The 20,722-nt window shown below is 34.1% G+C and carries 17 protein-coding genes; 9 read left to right on the top strand and 8 right to left on the bottom strand.

All coding sequences use genetic code 11. The features are described 5' to 3' along the window. Positions 1-36: 36 nt before the first annotated feature. Positions 37-2,340, bottom strand: a complete 2,304-nt coding sequence (locus BLQ00_RS15095; RefSeq protein ID WP_093145155.1) for an ATP-binding protein — start codon at positions 2,338-2,340, stop codon at positions 37-39. 296 nt (positions 2,341-2,636) lie between these two features. Between BLQ00_RS15095 and BLQ00_RS15100 the strand changes: the two genes are divergently transcribed. Beyond that, the gene (locus tag BLQ00_RS15100; RefSeq protein ID WP_093145156.1) at positions 2,637-3,440 is read left to right on the top strand and encodes an SDR family NAD(P)-dependent oxidoreductase; all 804 of its coding nucleotides are present in this window, start codon (positions 2,637-2,639) and stop codon (positions 3,438-3,440) included. Position 3,441: 1 nt separating this feature from the next. Here the strand turns inward: BLQ00_RS15100 and BLQ00_RS15105 are convergent, their stop codons facing one another. From BLQ00_RS15105 to BLQ00_RS15125, 5 genes are all read right to left on the bottom strand, one after another. Further along, positions 3,442-5,409, bottom strand: coding sequence for a DUF3857 domain-containing protein (locus BLQ00_RS15105; protein WP_093145157.1), 1,968 nt, complete (start codon positions 5,407-5,409; stop codon positions 3,442-3,444). Positions 5,410-5,474: 65 nt separating this feature from the next. Then, the gene (locus BLQ00_RS15110) at positions 5,475-5,840 is read right to left on the bottom strand and encodes a ribosomal maturation YjgA family protein (RefSeq protein WP_093145158.1); all 366 of its coding nucleotides are present in this window, start codon (positions 5,838-5,840) and stop codon (positions 5,475-5,477) included. A 70-nt stretch (positions 5,841-5,910) separates the two neighbouring features. Next, a complete protein-coding gene (gene creD / locus BLQ00_RS15115; protein WP_093145159.1) occupies positions 5,911-7,257 on the bottom strand; it encodes a cell envelope integrity protein CreD in 1,347 nt (448 codons plus the stop codon). 92 nt (positions 7,258-7,349) lie between these two features. Further along, on the bottom strand, positions 7,350-7,640 hold the full coding sequence (locus tag BLQ00_RS15120) for a winged helix-turn-helix domain-containing protein (protein WP_093145160.1): 291 nt from the start codon (positions 7,638-7,640) through the stop codon (positions 7,350-7,352). A 1-nt stretch (position 7,641) separates the two neighbouring features. Beyond that, on the bottom strand, positions 7,642-8,250 hold the full coding sequence (locus BLQ00_RS15125) for a hypothetical protein (protein WP_093145161.1): 609 nt from the start codon (positions 8,248-8,250) through the stop codon (positions 7,642-7,644). A gap of 895 nt (positions 8,251-9,145) precedes the next feature. Here BLQ00_RS15125 and BLQ00_RS15130 point away from each other — a divergent pair. Next, positions 9,146-9,508 carry a DUF1801 domain-containing protein gene (locus tag BLQ00_RS15130; protein WP_093145162.1) on the top strand — a complete coding sequence of 121 codons (363 nt, stop codon included), beginning with the start codon at positions 9,146-9,148 and terminating at the stop codon, positions 9,506-9,508. Here the strand turns inward: BLQ00_RS15130 and kdsA are convergent. After that, positions 9,499-10,317 (bottom strand): 3-deoxy-8-phosphooctulonate synthase, encoded by an 819-nt coding sequence (kdsA, locus tag BLQ00_RS15135; RefSeq protein WP_093145163.1) that lies wholly within the window; start codon positions 10,315-10,317, stop codon positions 9,499-9,501. The two genes, BLQ00_RS15130 and kdsA, sit on opposite strands and share 10 nt — an antisense overlap. 75 nt (positions 10,318-10,392) lie before the next feature. Further along, positions 10,393-11,778 (bottom strand): T9SS type A sorting domain-containing protein, encoded by a 1,386-nt coding sequence (locus BLQ00_RS15140; protein ID WP_093145164.1) that lies wholly within the window; start codon positions 11,776-11,778, stop codon positions 10,393-10,395. 414 nt (positions 11,779-12,192) lie between these two features. Here BLQ00_RS15140 and typA point away from each other — a divergent pair, with 414 nt between their 5' ends. From typA to BLQ00_RS15175, 7 genes are all read left to right on the top strand, one after another. Next, positions 12,193-13,986 (top strand): translational GTPase TypA, encoded by a 1,794-nt coding sequence (gene typA, locus BLQ00_RS15145; RefSeq protein WP_093145165.1) that lies wholly within the window; start codon positions 12,193-12,195, stop codon positions 13,984-13,986. Between the two features lie 207 nt (positions 13,987-14,193). After that, a complete protein-coding gene (locus BLQ00_RS15150; RefSeq protein WP_093145166.1) occupies positions 14,194-14,400 on the top strand; it encodes a hypothetical protein in 207 nt (68 codons plus the stop codon). Beyond that, positions 14,381-15,769: a nodulation protein NoeA gene (locus tag BLQ00_RS15155; RefSeq protein WP_093145167.1), complete on the top strand. Its 1,389-nt coding sequence runs from the start codon at positions 14,381-14,383 to the stop codon at positions 15,767-15,769. Before BLQ00_RS15150 ends, BLQ00_RS15155 begins: the two co-directional genes overlap by 20 nt. A gap of 340 nt (positions 15,770-16,109) precedes the next feature. Beyond that, entirely contained in the window at positions 16,110-17,306 is a 1,197-nt protein-coding gene (locus BLQ00_RS15160) for an alkaline phosphatase family protein (RefSeq protein ID WP_093145168.1), read from the top strand. Between the two features lie 14 nt (positions 17,307-17,320). Beyond that, the gene (locus BLQ00_RS15165) at positions 17,321-18,298 is read left to right on the top strand and encodes a GNAT family N-acetyltransferase (protein WP_093145169.1); all 978 of its coding nucleotides are present in this window, start codon (positions 17,321-17,323) and stop codon (positions 18,296-18,298) included. Beyond that, entirely contained in the window at positions 18,295-19,395 is a 1,101-nt protein-coding gene (locus tag BLQ00_RS15170; protein WP_093145170.1) for a DegT/DnrJ/EryC1/StrS family aminotransferase, read from the top strand. Before BLQ00_RS15165 ends, BLQ00_RS15170 begins: the two co-directional genes overlap by 4 nt. Before the next feature lie 42 nt (positions 19,396-19,437). Next, positions 19,438-20,685 (top strand): O-antigen translocase, encoded by a 1,248-nt coding sequence (locus tag BLQ00_RS15175; protein ID WP_229792652.1) that lies wholly within the window; start codon positions 19,438-19,440, stop codon positions 20,683-20,685. Positions 20,686-20,722: the final 37 nt, after the last annotated feature.

A 20,722-nucleotide genomic window follows, 5' to 3' on the forward strand; every position in this document is an offset into this window, starting at 1 on the left:
GCTTAAAATGGGGTATTGCCTATTTTTAACTGACCATTACATATTGATATATTTAGTAATAGTTCCTACAAAGACGTCGTTCTTGTAAGGCTTTATAATGATATCGCTCATGAGGTTAAAGGCGTGGTCTCCAGTTACTTTTTCTTTTTCTACAGCAGTGAGTGCTAAAATAGGAATGTGCTCGTTAAAAGCTCTTATTAGTCGTGTCGTTTCAAATCCGTCCATTACAGGCATGTTAATATCCATTAGGATTAAGTCAAACACTTCTTCTTTAACAAGTTCAATAGCATCGGGTCCATTTTCAGAGACTTTTACGTTAGCGCCGTACAATTCTAATGTTTTTCGGGTTACTATTAAGTTTATCTTATTGTCATCTACCGCGAGTATGTTCTTGCCTTTTAATAGGAGTTTCCGCTCATTTTTAAGGTCTTCTTCACTTAGCTTTTTATAATTAATTTCTTTTTTGATAAGTTGATCGTAGCACAACGTAAATGACACTTCTGTTCCTTTTCCAACGGTGCTGTCAATTTTTAGGTCACTATCGTATAAATCTAGAATTTTCTTAACGATAGGAAGTCCTAATCCTGTACCTTGAATCGATTTGTCATTTGAATCCTCTTGTCTAAACTCATTAAAAATATGCACTTGACGTTCTTTAGAAATACCTATGCCAGTATCTTTGACTGAAAAATGTAGGCATGATTTTCCTTCTACATCTGTAATTCTGTTAACCATTACTGTAATGTTACCATTATCGGTAAATTTAGCTGCATTGCCAATTAGATTTGTTAGTATCTGCATTAGCTTCACATCGTCTCCGATGAGTGTTTTTGGGACATACGGATCTATTTCAATAGTAAAAGTGTTTGGGTTTTTAGTATTGATGTATTTAGAAGATTTTACAATGTTTTGAATGATATTATGCACATTAAATTCAACCTGGTTAAGGTCTTCTTTTTTCGTAGCATCAATTTTTGTTAAATGCAATACGTTGTTAATTAATGAAAGCAAGTAGTAGGCGGAAAATTTTAGAGAATTTAAGTTTTCTTCGTGTGCTATGAGCTTTTTATCTTCCATGAGAATGGAAGAAATTCCTATAATTCCATACATTGGGGTTCTAAGTTCGTGGGTGATGTTGGAGAATAAAATTGTTTTTGCTTTGGCATACTCGTCACTTTTTTCCTTGGCTTCAAGATACTGTCTGTTTTTCTCAATTAAATCGACAACCAGTTTCTTTCTTCTGCGATACGAAACATAAAGGAAAATAGAAAAAACGATTAAAATAGCCCCTGCTATTTTCATCCATAAAATAGTAGTTTCTCTTTTGGCTACTTGCTTATTAAATTCGTTTTGTATTGTTTGTGCCTTTAATTCTTGTTCGTATTCATTCAGTTTAAATTTGGCAGTAACCGTTTCAATGGCTTTAATTTTATCAGTTTTGTATTTTTCAATTTTTGCAGTATCTGCTTTTAGAGCCATTAAATAAGCTTCCTTGTAGTTGCCTTGCAAAGCTTCAGCTTTGGCATAGGTTTCATAGCCTTCAATGATTGGATCTACATAACCCGATTTTTGTGCAAGCTCAATACTCTCTTTTAAATTAGCAATTGCAAGTTTGGGTTCTTTTTTTATATAATGTAGTTTACCTACATTTAATTTGGCAACTGCGCGATACGGATCTCTAGTCTTTTCTCGAATGTAATTGTTGGTGCTGTTTACGTAGTGTTCTGCTTCTTTTATATAATAATCTTTCCTCGTTTTCTCCCCTAAAGAGATATTTAATTCGGCTAAATTAAAATTGAGAATAAATAAATGTCCAGTATCTTTTATTTTCTCAGCAAGTAAAACATTTTCTTTGTGAATTGAAATTGCAGTTTCAAATCTTTCCTGCTGAGCATAATAGTTCCCTAAATCATTTTTAGCAGTGATAACACTTTTGTAATCTTTTAATTTATCTTCTTCACTTATTAAGGTTGAAGTTACTCTAGAAGCTAATATCTTTTCTGCTTCTTTTACAGTTTCGGTTAATATTTTTTTGGCTTGTATGGTGTCTTCAATTTGTATAAAAGCATTTCCAATTAAACTAGAGACTTTGAAAATGGAAGCATAGTCATTTTCTTCTCTGGCGAGTTTTATAACTTCTTGGCCAACTTCTATGGTAAGGTCATAGTTATTTTTATAAAACTGACTTCTAGTGTACTTCAGTAAGGAGTCAATTTTTTTAGCTTTTAATTCTTTTGGAGTCAGTTGCACGGTATCAGTCACCTCTTTTTGAGGTGCTTGAGCGGTTAAAGCGCTAGTGCAAAGAAGATTGGTAAAGAGAATAAGTAGGAATAGTCTCAATTATTTTGGTTTAGAGTTGGGACCTAAATATATGAAAAATTTATATAATTTAAGAATACTCCTTTAGATTATATATATGATTGATTGAGGGGTTATTATTTCTTTTTAAAACTGTTAATCAATTGGTTAGGTGTTTTGATGTAAAATAATTACACTTGTTTTTTTTATGTTTATTCTGTCTTCAATTTATTTAGTTTTAATCGTTGTTTAATATCTCTTTATTTATCAATAGTCAAATGCTAAAAGATTTGCATATTTGTAGTGTTATCTAGAAGTATATTATTAAAAACCATCTTTTGAAAATTAAAAAAACATCGACTAAAGTAGCTTTGGTTACAGGAGCTGCTTCTGGGTTGGGATATGAATTAGCATTACTACTCGCAAAAGATTTATTTCAACTTATTTTAGTAGATATTGACGCTGAGAATCTTGAACAGACCAAAGTAGCCATACAAAAAGAGTTTGATGTTCCGGTTACTATTATAACGAAGGACTTAAGCGTCCCTAATGTAGCACAGGATATTTTTGATGCTTTAAACGGGACACCAATTGATGTTTTAATTAACAATGCAGGTTTTGGTGTTTTTGGGACGTTCGATAATACCGATTGGGAGCGTGAGTCTAGAATGCTTCAGTTGCACGTAATGACGACCACACATTTAACAAAACTTCTTTTACCAGGTATGGTAGAAAGAGGAACCGGTAAAATTTTAAACTTGGCCTCATTGGCAGCTTTTCAGCCAGGACCTTTAATGTCACTCTATTATGCTTCTAAGGCGTATATTCTTTCTTTTTCTGAAGCGATTGCCAATGAATTAAAAGGAACAGGTGTCACGGTTACCGTATTATGCCCAGGTCAAACTAAAACATGTTTTCAAGAGGTAGTTTCCGAAGGGAATACGGATAATAAAATACATTTTAACATGGGGTGCCCAGCCGATGTCGCTTTGTGTGGGTATAAGGCAATGCTGAAGGGAAAAACAGTGGTAATCCCAGGGGCATTAAATAAATTTATATCAAAATTACCACGTTTTCTTTCTCGAAATACAGCTACTGCTATTGTTCGGAAGATTCAAGAAAAAAACAGAACAGAGGCATAAGTTATTTTTTCTTTAGCACAATTGGTTCTTTGCTTTGAACCGTCATAACATTTGTAAGAAAATCTTTCAGAATAGAATAACTCTCAGGGCTATAACGATACAAATTAAGTTTAGTAGATAGGCGTACACTAATTTTTTTATCATCTGTTTGGTATGCTATGCTACATTCACCACCATTTTGAGGTATTTTATAAACTCTGCTTTTTGGCAATTCTACAACCTCATATTGATCATTTAAATCGATAGAAACTAAGTAGGTATTTGCAAAAGGATAGCCTATGTCTATTGGGTATTTTCGAGTGTCTTCTTTAAATGGATTTTCGTCGAGGTACAAGTTGCTTTTTAAGAAAGGAAATACATAAATCTTATCACCTACAACGTCAGGAGTGATTGTGATATCATATCCTGTTTTTAAAGATTGGGTAAGATCATTTTTGTTTGAAATGGTAAAATTTTCAATTTCAACATTTTCATCTTCCTTGTTTTTAAAATAACTCTCGTTGTTCGATTTGTCTAGTTTTTCTCGTTCGTTTACTGCGATGTATCCAGAATATAAATCGCTCAATTTACCTTTTAATTCTCCGTCTTCATTTATGGTAAGTCGTGTGTTGGTATATTTTATGTTTTTAGCGTATGGTTCTATATCTTGCCAATAACTTCCTTTTTTGAAATCCATGACGCGTCCTTTTACATTTAAAGCTCTATAGGGAACTACTTCAAAAGGAGTAAATTTATTTGTCGCATCTAAAATGTATTTGTTTTGTCCTATTGTTAAGTGTGCCATTACATAATTAAAATCTGTAAGCACAGGATAGCTCATTGTTGGAATTCCATTTTCACGTGTGGATGAAAGTACTATTTTAGCGTCTAAATCTGCAGCTTCTAAAGCATTGATGAGTGCTAGGTTAATTTCAGCGATATTTCCCGTTTTTTCTTCAAAAGCGTCTTTTACACGAATCTCCGAAAAAATTCGATAGGCTCCATTCCATGTAAAGTGATTTTGAATAAAGGCGTAAACTGCCTTAGCTCTTTCTAAGGGGTCTGCAATCGCTAAAACATTTTCAGGAAGGTTTTTTTTGAAGTATCCCTTATAAGAAAGTTGCCTTCCCATATCCTTGTCGTTTTTAAATTCGGTGTCGACATTTTTCCACGTTTTAGAATAAAAGTTTTTAGAACCGCTATAGTCTAATGCATCTCGAAGTTCGTAATTTATTGCTGCACGATGATTGCTTTCATCGAGCATGTATATTTCAGGCTTAAAGGCTGGAATGTGCTTCATGGCATAGGTTGCAATTTCACAATCGGCAGAAGTATATCCTTCAATATGAAAACACTTCTTCTTTATATCAGCATCGTTTACTTCTAGTTTGTATTCACCTCTAAGGCTTTTGTTGTAGTTAAAGTTGCCAGGAATTTTTGTAGTAAATTCACTATAAACTGTCGGGTAATTGTTTTGGAAAATCCATCCTTTTAAATCAAAGAAAAAAGGACTTTCAACGCTGTATTTATACTCTAAAATACTTCCATCTTTTATATTTGGAAATGCAAAACGTTTGGTGTGATAGCCGTTAGTTCCTTTTAGAGTATAAATTTCAGCTTGTTTTACATACGTTTTTATCCCGTCATTATTAGTGAGTGCGGTAAGGTTTATTAATTTTTCTTGACTTGCACTATTGGTTAATAAATGAATTTCTATTTCACCACCATCAAATTTTTTAGCGTCTAATACCTTAATTTTTTGGTATACATCCTTTACAATTCTAATATAACGATCTTCAATAAGTTCAAAATGATAATATCCTTGTTCGTAAAGTATAATGGCAGTAGCTTCAGGGTCTTCTGTATATTTTTTTACAGCAAAGTCTTCAATGGATGGTTCTCCAAAAACAGACATGTTTCGTTGCTGAGCGTTGAGTGTTATTGAGATTAAAAGAAATAAAGTACTCGCAATAGTTTTTAATTGTAGCATGTAGATGTAAGTTTTGGGGAATTACATTTTTTTTTGAAAATTAATAAAATCTATACCTTTAGCCACTATTTTTTTTTTCTTTTTTTCTGAAACACATACAGTAAGAAGCCTCCTGTTAGGTATGCGACTATGTCCCAAGGATCAAATGTGGTTCCTGTTATGACTTTGATTACAGTGGGAGTATTCTCAAAAGCTTCAGAAATACCTGCTAACTGAAGCAATTCAATTCCGAAGGAAAACAGCAGCAACCCTACTATAAGTTTTTCCGAAGAAATTGAAAAAAAGCTCAATACTAAATGGTATAACAAAATAATGACCAATACATCGCCTACAAATCCTCGAATAAATGGATGAAAGTGAACGATTGCAATTGTGATTTCTACTGCAAGTAACAGTATTGTGTATAATGAATGTTTTTTATGAATTTTCATGAGATACTTAGGGTTCTATAAAACCTTAAGTCATTTGCATTTAAACGACTTAAGGTTCTTAATTTAAAATTTAATCTGTTCCCCAATCAATTTTTCGAGAAGCAAACATTACAATGGCTAGAATGGTAAATAATCCAATACTTCCTACTAATAACGCATAGTTTTCTAACTGAATAATAACGTAGATAAACCCGTATAAGGAGGCTAGCGACCCGCAGACGAGTACCGGAAACTTAAATCCTTTTAAGATCGCTCGCGAGTAAAGGGTTATAAGTGCGAGTACTGCAAATGCTGCGATTGCATAGGCTTTTAAAAATGTGCTGTGTTCCGAAATTGAAATCAGTAAGGTGTAAAACATCACCAATGCTAATCCAATCATGATGTATTGAAAGGGGTGAATGTGAATTTTACTTACTAGTTGGATTAATAAAAATAATAAGAGCGTTAATCCAATAACCATAAATCCGTACTTAGTGGCGCGTTCACTTTTTTGATATTCGTCCACTGGAACAATAAAGGATGTTCCGAAGGCAAAATCTTCTAAATTGGGTAAGCTTCCGAAGAACGATTGCTCAAATTGTCGGTTAATTTGAAGTACTTTCCAGGATGCATGAAAGCCGTCTTTAGAAATTTCTTTCGATTCGTCGTCTGGAAGAAAATTTCCATCAAAACTAGGGGAGTGCCAGTTCGAGGTCATTTTAGCTGTCGTTTCTTTTCCAATCGGTAAAAATTTTAAACTTTCGCTACCATTAATGGTTAAGTCGTACGAAAATGATACCTTTTTAGAAACGAGTTCATTTGGAGTTTCTATAAAGCCACTCTCAATGGTGTTGAGGTATTTTTTGTCGTAACGAGGCGTCATTTCGAGGGTTTGCGAGCCAAGTGTTACTAGAGGAGTATTGCGAATTCCCTTAAGATTGGATGTTTTTATGATGATGGACGCTTTTTCCCACATAATATGTTTAGGGTCGATGTCTGATTTCGAAAAGTCTATCTTCGGAAACTGACCCGTAACTTTCATTGTTGCGGAATAAACCACAGACTCATAGATACTCCTGTTAAGAGGTTTGCTGGTTACGTCTGAAGCAATATCGAGTGCATCGGGAAAGAAATATGCGTAGAGTATCGACTCTTTGCTTGTGGTTTCGTATGTTTTTTCTTTTTCATTATACGTACGAATCTCTTTGAAGGTTTTGTACGGAACTTTTACAATAGGACCAGAGAGCAATACTTCATTTCCCCATTTGCTATTTATTTCTTGCACCACTTCTGTTTGGCGGTACGATCGTTCTCTTACGAGGTCTTTTACAAATTCTAGGGGAATTAATAATACAAGTAATAAAAATCCAACAATCATCATTCTTGCAGAGATTGAGTTGCGAATCCAGTTTCCAAATTTTCCTTTTTTCTGTTCCATAATTGAGCTATTAGTGATTAATTGTAAAGTACTTTGTTTTTCAAAGTAAGTTGATAAAAAAATAGTTGCTTTTATTTTGAAGCTTTAAGTGGTTACTTTTTCAATAACTTCTCTAGCGCTTCTATATGTTTTTTAAATTCATTTTTTCCAAGTTTTGTGGCACTGTACCGGGTATTTGGTTTTCTGCCTACAAACGATTTTTCGACTAAAATGTATTCGGCATTTTCGAGGGCTTTAATGTGACTGGCCAAATTACCATCGGTAAGGTCAAGCAATTCCTTTAGGCGATTAAAGTCGGCGTCATCGTTTACCATTAGTATGGACATAATGCCTAATCTAATGCGGTGATCAAATAGTTTGTTTATGTTGTCTATAATTCCCACGTTACTTTTTTTTCTCTTGAAGATACATGATACTTCCGTAGATAACGTGTGTTACACCAAAACCAACCACCCAGAACCAAAAACCATAGCCTGGAAAAAGGGCGCATAATAGTCCGAGTACAATTTCAATATACCCTAAGTACTTTATATTTCCTACGGTATATTTTGAAGCGTTTACTAAAGCCAATCCATAGAACAATAACATTAAGGAGGCAGTTAATCCGTAATGCTGACTATTAAGTTTGATTAAGATGTAAATCCCTCCAGAGACTAGGGGAATTAAAAAGTTAATTAACAAACGACGTGTTGTAGGGTCCCAAATTTTTTCGTTATTTTTCTTGGCTTTCTGTGTGGTGATTAGGGCAGCAGTACTTATACTTAACATTGCTACGGAAGCAAGTAAAACGAGTAACATTTTAAAATTCCAACTGTGTAAGGTTAGGTATTCCCCTTGCTCTGGAAATAAAAAGAAATAACCAATTAATGCGCCAATAATGGCATATATACCCGCAAATACACCTGAAATTCCACTTAAAGAGATGAAACGGGAAGAACGATTCATGAGGTTCTTAATTTCACCGATGTCTTTTAAATAATCTGTATCACTCATAAAAAAGTACTTTGAGTTACAAAGTTAAAAGAAACATTGAATTTTCAAACTGAATTTTCAAATTTTAGGGAATATTTAATAGAACTTGTTATTTGTTTTTCAGCAACTGTGGGGATTTAATTACAAATACAGGAAAAACCCTTTTTTTATTACAGGAAAAACCCTGTTGCACTATATTAGCACTTTATTGCATTTTTACATAGCTTAATTAATTGGGGAGTTAATAAAAGCGAATATGTTGAGGCCACTCTTTTTGAGTGGCCTTTTTTAGTTTAAATGGTTGTTTGTAAATGGGTTGGGGTTGTAAATAGGAAAAACCCTTTTTATAATACCGTTTTATCCCTCTTGTGAGGGTTCTTTATAAATTTCATCTTTGTATAGCTTAATTAATTGGGGAGTTAATAAAAGCAAACATGTAAGAGGCCGTTCCATAAAGACGGCCTTTTTTTATTTTAATTTTTTTGATAATGAATGGGTGCATATTTAAAAGGGGAAAAACCCCTTTTAATATCCGTTATATCCCTCTTTCCAGAGATGTATATAAACCTCATCTTTGTATAGCTTAATTAATTGGGGAGTTAATAAAAGCAAATATGTAAAAGATCGTTCTGTAAAAGGGCGGTCTTTTTCGTTTTATAAAATTGGGGTTGAATATTATAGGAAAAACCCTTTTTATAATACCGTTATACACCTCTTGTAGAGTCTCTTAGTAAGTTACATCTTTGTATAGCTAATTAATTGGGGAGTTAATAAAGCAAATAGTTAAAGCGGTGTTGTAAAAAGACACCAAACAAAAAAATGAACTAACTAACCAAGTTCTTAACTATTTGAAATAGCCAAGAAACCCTATCGATTTTTTTCGATAGGGTTTCTTATTTGTAGTATCTTAGTTTTCGTGAATCCTGCAGAACAATACATATTAAATCAGTCAGAACCCTATAGGTCTGTATTGCTGCATCTTCAAGTTGTGATTAAAAGTGTGGTTCCTACTGCGGAGTTACTTTATAAATATCGAATACCATTTTATTATATTGAAGGAAAGCAGCCGTTCTGTTATTTGAATGTTACAAAAGGCTATGTAGATCTTTGCTTTTGGCATGGGACACACTTAACACAACACACTTCAGCATTGGTTTCAGAAGGTAGAAAGCATATGAAATCACTCCGTTACAAATCCCTTTCAGAAATAGATGAAACTATTTTGATAGCGGTTTTAACAGAAGCCTATTCCGTAAAAGATAAAAAATACTATAAGTGATTTATTGTTGTTCGGATGGCAACTAAATCTGTTAGTAGTTTTTCTAATAAATGAAGGTCAAGCATATTGGCGCCATCACTTTTTGCGTTCGCAGGGTCAAAATGCGTTTCTATAAAAATTCCGTCTGCTCCAGTTGCAATTCCGGCACGCGCAATGGTGCTTATCATTTCTGGACGCCCGCCAGTTACACCAATTGTTTGGTTGGGTTGTTGTAAACTATGAGTTACGTCTAAAATTACTGGCGCATATTGTTTCATGGTAGGAATACCGCGAAAATCGACAATCATATCTTGGTAGCCAAACATGGTTCCACGATCGGTTATGGCTACTTGGGTGTTTCCAGAATCGGTTACCTTTTTAACGGCGTGTTGCATGCTTTCAGGACTCATAAATTGCCCTTTTTTAAGGTTTACCACTTTTCCTGTGTTTGCGGCGGCTACCACTAAGTCGGTTTGACGCACTAAAAATGCAGGTATTTGCAATACATCTACATATTTTGCGGCTAATGCAGCATCACTTACTTCGTGAATGTCGGTAACGGTGGGAACATCGAAGGTGTCGGAAACTTTTTTTAGAATTTGTAATGCTTTTTCGTCACCAATTCCGGTGAAACTATCAATACGGCTTCGATTTGCCTTTTTAAAACTTCCTTTAAAAATAAATGGAATTTTTAAACGATTGGTAATGGCTACAATTTTTTCGGCAATAAGCATTGCCATATCTTCTCCTTCTATAGCACAAGGGCCAGCAAGTAGAAAGAAATTGTTTGCATCTGTATGTTTTATCTTCGGAATTAAATCAAGTTTCATAGCTACGTTTTAAGGCTGTAAAGATAGTTAAAAAGAAGGCACAACTAAACCTTCATAGCTATGAATGATTTTTGCTTATTGCTTCACGATTTTCTGAGTTTCGGAAGTACCATCTATTCCTATAATATGGACAGTATAAATTCCCGAAGCAAAAGCACTTACGTCTATCGTTTCTGTATGGCTATAGGTGTTTATTTTTTGCCCCAGACTGGTGTAAAGTTCGATTGTCTCAACTTCGGTGTTGGAAAGTATCGTGATTTTAGTTTGCGTAGGATTTGGAAATAGTACAAATGTGTTTTCTAGGTTTTCAGAAATACCAGCCACTCCTAGGTTTTCGTACCAAGCAACTTTATTATCTCCTATTGAGCTAGAAACAACATCTAAAAGACCGTCTCCATTAAAATCTGCCGTATCGTAATATCTTAAGAAATCAACTTCTGTAGTGATGGTTCGTTCGGTTGTATATGTTCCAAGTCCATCAGAATTTTCAACCCAATACAACCTATTTGTAAAATTATTGCCAGTGAGTATGTCATTATCTCCATCTGCATCAATATCGACAAATTTACCAGATACAGGTAGTGATTGAATTGAGCTAAAATTACCTTGTTGATCTATATTTTCAAGCCAATAATCAAAAGTACCTGTGTCGTCATTATGTGTTGAAATTACAATATCATTTTTTTGGTCTGTATTAATGTCTACAGATTGAATGTTTACAATACTGGTCCAATCTGATAAAAGAAACTGGAATTGATATAATTCAGTTTCATCATCAAAAACAGCATTCCCTAAATTTTTAAGCCAAACTAATTTAGCAGCACTACTAGTCGTTTCATTGGAGGTTAAAATGTCTAGATCCCCATCATTGTCAAGGTCTACTAGTAAAGGAGGGAATATTTCAATTTGATTTTCGAGGATTGTATTTGCAGGGCCAAAATTGGCCAATCCATCCAGATTTTCATACCATACTAGCCTATCGACAGTAGTATTGGTATATGTTACGATTAAATCTAAATCTTGATCGTTATCAATATCTGAAGCGCTCACACTAGAAATAAAATCGGCTTGATTCTCTAAAATTACTGTTCTTGGACCAAAAGAGCCAGATCCGTCAAGATTTTCAATCCAAGAAATGGTTCTTGGATTATTTTCTTGAAATAAGAGATCATTATCGCCATCGGAATCTAGATCTACAAAGTGTATAGATGTATAAAAGGCAGAAGTAATATCGATATAAATCTCTGGTCCAAAATTTCCAGTACCATCTAAGTTACGATGCCAAAGCAACTCATAATCATCTAAAGTAGCTTTTAAAACATCGATATATCCATCGTTGTCAATATCTAAAGGAATGCTGTAGTAAGCTTTATCTGTAGAGCTTATTATTTGCTGTGGCCCAAATTGAGCGTAAGCTGATATACAAAACAAGGATGTAATAAGGAGTAGCGTTGTTTTCATGAGTGTTTGTGTTAAAAAGGATTGCTGAGGGGCAAGCAAAAGCCTAGATTCGTTCTACATGATTAATAGTGTGTTAAATGTATAAAAAATAAGCTGTTAAAACAAACAGTTTTCATGGTTTTAATGATGTACAGCAGATGATTAGCAGCTGCGTTAAGGATAGCAGCGGCATCCTCTCCTTTGCTCTTTGTTGGGAGTAAAGGAGAGATATAGCGAATAGCCTGACCCTTTGAAGTTTTGAGGCACGAAGAGCGTAAAAGGGTAACGCCCAAAATTTTAATACAAAATAGACTCTAGAATTCAATTAAATAACACTACTTTTGCACCCGCGAACTAAAAGGTCTCTAAAAACGGTGATGATATGCTGTTTAAAAAATTGACAATGAGCAAGTTCCGTTTAAAAACAATTACATTATGAATATCAAAAACATCGCTATTATTGCCCACGTTGACCACGGTAAGACAACCTTGGTGGATAAGATTATGCATCACTGTAGTTTGTTTCGTGAAAACGAGCATACAGGTGACCTTATTCTTGACAACAATGATTTAGAGCGCGAAAGAGGAATTACAATTACATCTAAAAATGTATCTGTAGTTTACAAAGGAACTAAAATTAATATTATCGATACTCCTGGTCACGCCGATTTTGGTGGTGAAGTAGAGCGTGTATTGAACATGGCAGATGGTGTTTTGTTGTTGGTGGATGCTTTTGAAGGACCAATGCCACAAACACGTTTCGTATTGCAAAAGGCAATCGATTTAGGATTGAAGCCTTGTGTGGTTGTAAATAAAGTAGATAAAGAAAACTGTACTCCAGATGAGGTGCACGAATCTGTATTCGATTTGATGTTCGAATTAGGTGCTGAAGAGTGGCAATTAGATTTTCCTACGGTATATGGTTCTGCAAAGAACAACTGGATGAGTGATGATTGGAAAAAGGAAACCACAAATATTGAGCCTTTATTAGATATGGTATTGGAGCACATTCCATCGCCAAAAATTGAAGAAGGAACCCCTCAGTTGTTAATTACATCGTTAGATTTCTCTTCATTTACAGGTCGTATCGCTATTGGGCGTTTACAACGTGGTGAGTTGAAAGAAAACATGCAAGTTGCGTTGGTAAAACGTGATGGAACTGTTGTAAAATCAAAAATTAAAGAGGTACATACGTTTGAAGGATTGGGACGTAGAAAAGTGGAGTCTGTGCAAGCAGGTGATATTTGTGCGTTGGTAGGAATTGAAGGCTTTGAAATTGGAGACACTGTTTCTGATCTTGAAAATCCTGAAGCTCTTAAAACAATTGCAATTGATGAGCCTACGATGAGTATGTTGTTTACAATTAACGATTCTCCTTTCTTCGGAAAAGATGGAAAGTTTGTAACCTCTCGTCATATTAAAGATCGTTTAGAACGTGAGTTAGAGAAAAACTTAGCATTGCGTTTACATCCTACAGATAGTGCCGATAAGTTTATGGTATTTGGTCGTGGTGTATTGCACTTGTCAGTTTTAATTGAAACAATGCGTCGTGAAGGATACGAACTTCAAATTGGTCAGCCACAAGTAATCATCAAGGAAATTGATGGTGTTAAATGTGAGCCAGTTGAAGAAATGACAATCGATTTGCCAGAAACGGTAAGTGGTACTGCTATTAACATGGTAACCATCAGAAAAGGTGAAATGTTGAGCATGGAAGGAAAAGGAGAGCGTATGATTTGTAAGTTCCACATTCCTTCTCGTGGAATTATCGGGATGCGTAACCAATTGTTAACAGCTACAGCTGGTGAAGCAATTATGACCCATAGATTTTTAGAGTACCAACCTTTAAAAGGAGGTATTCCTGAAAGACAAAACGGAAGTTTAGTTTCTATGGAGAATGGTTCTGCAATTCCTTATTCTATCGATAAATTACAAGATAGAGGTCGTTTCTTCGTAAATCCGAATGAGGATATCTACGAAGGACAAGTAGTAGGTGAAAATTCACGTCAGGATGATATGACTGTGAATATCACGAAAACGAAAAAGATGAGTAACGTACGTTCGTCTGGAGCAGATGATAAAGCGAAAATTATTCCAGCGATTAAATTCTCTTTGGAAGAAGCTTTAGAATACATCCAAAAAGATGAGTATGTTGAAGTAACTCCTAATCACTTACGTATTCGTAAAATTTACTTGAAGGAAACTGATAGAAAAAGATACAAACTGTAAGTATTGATATACCAATTTAAAAATCCCGCTAATTGCGGGATTTTTTTTGCCTTTTTTCTAAAAATTAAGAGGTGGTTTTTTTAGTTTTGTTTTATAGGATTGTAAATGCATTAATATTATTTAGTTTTAACGTACTAAAACGCTCCTTTTTTAGTTAATTTGTGCGCGGTTGCTTATACTTAGCAATCTTGTTTAAACGACTTTGTTATGAATTTTTTATATTTTGATCCAGGATTAGGCGCTATGATTGTACAAGCCGTTGTTGCCGCCGCCGCCGGAGTATTACTTTTTTCAAAAGGAGTAATGTATAAGGTGAAAATGTTTTTTGGTTTGGTGAAAGAAAAAGAAGACAATTACGATTCTATCGATATTGAAGAGGAAGATTCTGATGCAGATGACAAAGAAAGCAAATAGTACACATGAAGCCTCTTTTCGAGATCCTTCAGGTTATATTTTTCACGATAATGGCATCTTACGAAGAGTCATTCATCCAATCTATTTTCCGCAGTATTCAAAACTAAAAGAAAGTGGCTTTTTTAAAACCCTTATTTCTAAAGGACTCTTAATTTCTCATGAAGAGACGTCGGCTTCCGAAGAAAAAATAATAATTACTCCAGAGAAAATTCCTTTCATTACGAATCCCTACGAATGGAGTTTTGATCAGTTTAAACATGCAGCACTTCATACTTTAAAGATTCAGAAGTTTGCGTTGTCTAAAGGTTTTATTCTGAAAGACGCATCGGCTTACAATGTTACTTTTCATAAAGGAGCACCAATTTTTATCGATACCTTATCTTTCGATTTTTATGAAGAAAACACTCCTTGGAGGGCGTATAAGCAGTTTATAACGCATTTTTTCGGACCATTGGTGTTAGTGAAGTACCACGGAACAGAAGTGTTTAAAATGCTGCAAACACATATTGATGGGATTCCTGTTTCTTTGATTGCTTCTATGTTGCCTTCAAAAACGAAGTTGAGTTCTACATTGTATACCAATATCCATTTATTGGCAAAAATGGAGAGTAAACATAGTGAAGATTATAAAGCTGAAACGAAAGTCGCAAAATTATCATTAAAAGCTCAAAACAATATTATTGATAGTTTGTATGATTACATTAAAAATTTGACCCTAAAAGAAGATTCTGAATGGGGAAATTATTATACAAAAACCAATTATGAAGCTGCAGCTTTTGAAGCAAAGAAAGCACTAATTAAAGAGTGGATTTCACCATTAAAGCCTCAAAAACTAATTGATGTAGGTGGCAATGACGGTACGTTTGCTAGAGCTATTTTAGATCAAGTACCCCAAGTGATAGTAACTGATATTGATAACAAAGCTGTAGGATTAAATTACCTCCAATCACGAAAAAATAAAGAAACAAATATGTTGCCTTTTGTGTGCGATGTATTGCAACCTGCTCCTGGAATAGGGTTTAATAATACAGAAAGAACTTCATTGATTGAAAGACTGCATGAGTTTGAGCCAGATGTTACCATGGCACTCGCTTTAATTCATCATATTACGTTATCGGGGAATGTTCCTTTTGAGAAATCGGCAGCGTTTTTTGCGAAATTTTCCAATCAGTTAATTATCGAGTTTCCTACGAGAGAAGATTCTTGGGTAGAATCATTACTCGTTAGAAAACGGGAGTTTATAAACCATTTCGATTTTTATAATGAAGTTAATTTTGAAGCTGGATATAAAAAATATTTTAGTCTTGAAAAAAAGAGCATTATCTCTGGGACGAAACGAATACTGTATTTGTTTAAGAATATATCGTAAATGCGTAAGTTTACATTGAGAATAATTTTAATTATTTTCAATTGCATCTATAAAATCTAAGCTTCATTTGAAATCAATTGTAACAGCCTTATTTAATTCTAAGTATAGTTATTGGGTTCTCCCTTTTTTTATTGGGTTGTATCCCTTCTTGTTTTACTATTCAAACAATTTTGCGTCTATCAACTCAGCTTCTCATCTGCTTTATTTTCTGGGTTATTTCTTCGGAATTCCCTACCTCGTGTTTGGAGTTTTACAACTTCTTTTTACAATAAGCAATACACTACGGCAGTATAAAACTCATGTTATTTTTGTTACGATTATAATGTGTGTCTGTACGTTAATGTCTTATGCTAGTTATCTTACCTATAAAAAGAAAGCGCTTGTTGTAATTTTAGTGGTGAGTATATTACTTTCATTAAAACTACATCAACAGTATAAAAAACTAATTGTACTAGTATTGTTGATGACAATTTTGCCCATTTTAAAAAATGGAGTGCATTTATACGATCAATTTAAAAATGCAGAATGGCTAACTGCTCCAGAAGATATTGGAACCGTAACGTTTAAAAAATCGCCTAATGTCTATTTGATTCAACCCGACGGTTATGTAGGACCTCAGATGATGAAAAGCGATCTTTACAATCACACTACAGATTTATATGATTGGCTGGAAACAAATAGTTTTAAAGTGTATGATAACTTTAGAAGTAATTACCCAGCAAGTTTGGCCTCCAATTCGTCTATGTTCGCGATGAAACATCACTACTTTGGCGGGAGTTTAATAAATACTATTGAAGTGCCGAGAGCAAGAGATATGATAGTAGGAGAGAGTCCGGTAACTAACGTATTTAAAAGGAATGGATATTCTAATTACTTTGTGGTGCAAGACGAGTATTTTCAGCAAAATAAAGGAGAAGAAGGTTATGATTATTATAATATAGAGCAGTCTGAGATTCCTAGTTTTTGTAATGGGAATATGGTGAAAAAAGTGGTTTTTGAAGATTTGAAAAAGGCGATGAAGGTCGATGATTTAAATAAGCCAAAATTCTTTTTTGTTGAAAAATTATTACCGCACCACGTACATTTTTATGCTCCAAGCGATAGAGTGGCTGCAGAAAGAAAAGAGTATCTTGAAAAAATTGATGAAGTTTCAGAATGGCTTAAAGTAACAGTTTCTTATATTCAAAAAGAAGATCCCACTGCCATCATTATTATTCTAGCAGATCATGGTGGTTGGGTTGGAATTGAGAATTATAATGAAATGTTTAGCACTCAAGATGAAGCTAAAATTGCTTCAATATATTCAGCAATTGCAGCCATAAAATGGAACGGTCATTTAAATGAAGGATACGATACAGAGTTAAAATCGAATGTAAATTTATTTAGAGTCTTGTTTTCGGTCTTAAGTGAAAACAAGAGTTACCTTGAAAACCTAGAAGATAATTCTAGTTATAATTTGAGCATCGGAAATCCGTTATACAATCAGGTTGTCAAGGTGATTGATGATAGCGGTGCGAAAGTGTACGAAAAACAATAAAAACAAACGATACGTTGGAAATAACCATTAAAAAATACGATTCAAATGCCAAAAGAGAATGGGACGCTTTTATTGCAACGGCAAAAAATGCGACCTTTTTGTTTTATCGTGATTTTATGGAGTATCATTCCGATCGATTTGAAGATTACTCATTACTTGTTTATAATAAGGAAGAACTCATTGCGGTGCTTCCGGCCAATATTTCTGAAGGGATGCTCTATTCTCATCAAGGGTTAACCTATGGAGGGTTAGTGCTTCAGGAAGGTGCTAAGTTTGAAGCCGTATACATGGCTTTTAAACAATTATTGGTTTATTTAGAAGAACAGGAAGTTTATAAAATACATTTTAAGCTTCTTCCAAAGCATTACAACTCGTTGCCAAGTGACGAAATTGAATACCTTTTGTTTAAACTAAAAGCAAAGCTGACACGACGTGATTTAACGTCTTTAATTAGTTTAAATAATAAGCTAGGAATCTCTTCTTCAAATAGAAAACGAGGCATTAAAAAAGGCATTAAAAATGAGTTAAAGGTTGTGGCAAACGATCAATTTGATGCTTTTTGGAACGAAATTTTAATTCCGAATTTGAGAGAAACGCATCAAACTGCACCAGTTCATTCTTTAGCAGAAATAGTATTCCTTAAGAAAAGCTTTCCGAAGCAGATTCAACAATTTAATCTATATAAAGAAAATGTAATAGTTGCAGGGGTTACAATTTTTGAAACAAAGCACGTTGCGCACGCACAATATATTTCAGCAAATAAAGACAAACAACAATTAGGATCATTAGATTTTTTATTCAACTACTTAATAAACGAAGCTTTTGCTTCGAAGCTGTTTTTCGACTTCGGGATCTCAAATGAGAATCGAGGTGAAAATATAAACAAAGGGTTGTTGTCATGGAAAGAAAGCTTTGGAGCGCGAAGTATACAGCATGATTTTTATGAGATTGACACGAAGAATCAAACCTTTTTAAACGATGTTTTTTTATGATTCCATTTTTAGATTTACATAAAATTAATGAGCGTTTTGAGGATGCGTTTAAAACAGAGTTTTCTAAATTTTTAGATTCTGGATATTATATTTTAGGAACTAATGTAAGTGCCTTTGAAAGTGCGTTTGCAGCCTATTGTGGAGTGAAACATTGTGTTGGTGTCGGAAATGGTTTAGATGCGTTGCGTTTACTGTTAGAAGGCTATAAAATTCTTGGTAAGCTGAAAGATGGCGATGAAGTGCTTGTGGCCTCAAATACTTTTATTGCAACCATTCTAGCAGTCAAGCAAGTTCAATTAGTTCCTGTTTTAATTGAAAGTGATGCTACTACATTCAATTTTGATATTTCTGCTTTAGAAAATCGTATAACAGCCAAGACGAAAGTAATAATGCCAGTGCATTTGTACGGGCAAATTGCCCCGATGGAGGCTATTAATAAGATTGCTTCAAAAGCAGGAATACTTGTTATTGAAGACGCTGCACAAGCACACGGGGCTGTTTATAAATCAACTAAAAAAGCTGGGAATTTAGGAGATGGAGCTGGGTTTAGTTTCTACCCTTCAAAAAATTTAGGAGCATTAGGAGATGGCGGTGCCATTACGACTAATAATGACGAACTAGCAGCTGTTGTAAAGAAGCTTCGGAATTATGGAACATCGTCAAAATACGAAAATGAATACATTGGAATCAATTCAAGACTCGACGAAATTCAAGCTTCTTTTTTAAATCTAAAATTACCAACTTTAGATCAAGATAATGCGAAACGGAGGGAGATTGCCAAACGCTATCTTTCTGAAATAAAAAATGATAAAATACAACTTCCAACCTATGATGGAAGTGACAATCATGTGTTCCACCTTTTTGTAGTACGAGTTGCTACTAAAACGCATTTTGTAACTTATTTAACTGAAAATAATATCGGAGCTTTACTACATTATCCTACTGCGCCGCATCAGCAAAAAGCACTTCCAGAATTTGCCAAGTTACGCTTCCCTATTTCAGAAAAATTGCATCAAGAGGTAGTAAGCATTCCTATGAGTCCTGTGTTAACCGATGATGAGGTTACGAGTGTTATTAAAACCCTAAACGAATACTAAGTGAAAATACCAGCTTTTATTCGGACCAATTTGTTATTAAAAATGACCTCATTAAATGCTGGGGTTATTTTTATCAGATTGGCTATTACAGTTGTTATTCAGCGCCTAATTTCAGATCAATTAGGAGCTGCTGGACATGCAAAAATAGGACAACTTCGCGATTTGCTTGCCATGCTAATGTCGCTAACTACATTAGGAGTTTTTAATGGAATTGTAAAGTATGTCTCAGAGTATAAAGAAGATCAAGAGGAACTTAAGAAAATATTTTCTACCAGTTTTGTTTTTATTGTTGTTGCAAGTGGTGTAACAGCACTGACTTTGTTTTTTGGGGCGTCTTATTTCAGTGAAGCTGTCTTTGGAAATTTACATTTTAAATACCTGTTTAAAATTTTAGCAGTTGTAGTGCCTGCTATAAGTTTACAACGTGTTTTTAATGGAGTAATTAACGGATTGTCTGCCTATAAGAAGTTTGCTAAAATAGAACTGTTTGGTTATTTGTTTTCTACAGGATTATTGGTGTTCTGTATGTATAATTTTCAACTTGACGGTATTCTAGTTGCTATTGCGGTAACTCCAATTATTCAATTATGTATTTTATTGTACGTTTTTGGGAAAGTATTAAAAGAGTACCTTAAGTTCAAAGATATTACATTTAAGGCTCCGTATGCTAAGCAATTTTTAGCATTCTCATTAATGTCTTTTGCGTCAAGTATCTTGTTTAATTATATCAATATTGATGTTCGAAACATGATTGAAAACAAAATTACCATAGACGATTCTGGATATTGGACCACCATGACAAACATTTCCAAAAACTACATGGTTTTTTCGGGTTCTTTATTTACGCTCTATGTAATTCCTAAGTTTTCAGGAATTTATTCTAAAAGTGATTTTAAGAAAGAAGTGTTTCAGATTTATAAAACATTACTTCCTCTTTTTGGGATAGGAATGCTGTTTATTTATTTTTTTAGAAATTATATAATTGAATTTGTATACCCTAACTTTTTCGGGATGGAACCTTTATTTAAATGGCAGCTTTGTGGTGATTTTTTTAGATTGGCTTCGTTGGTATTAGCCCATCAATTCTTGGCAAAGAAAATGGTTCGAAGCTTTATTTTTTCAGAATTTTTATCACTTGCTTTGTTTTATGGATTAGCGCGCTATCTTACCGATTTTTATGGAGTAGAGGGTGTTGTAATGGCGCATTTTATACGATATGTAATTTATTTTGTAGTGGTCTTTTTTCTAGTCATGCGCTATTTCAGAAAAAATGAAAAATCAATAAAATAATTAATCCAACGTTATTGAATTTAATGACATTCACTAA

The organism is Ulvibacter litoralis, assembly GCF_900102055.1.
GTDB lineage: Bacteria > Bacteroidota > Bacteroidia > Flavobacteriales > Flavobacteriaceae > Ulvibacter > Ulvibacter litoralis.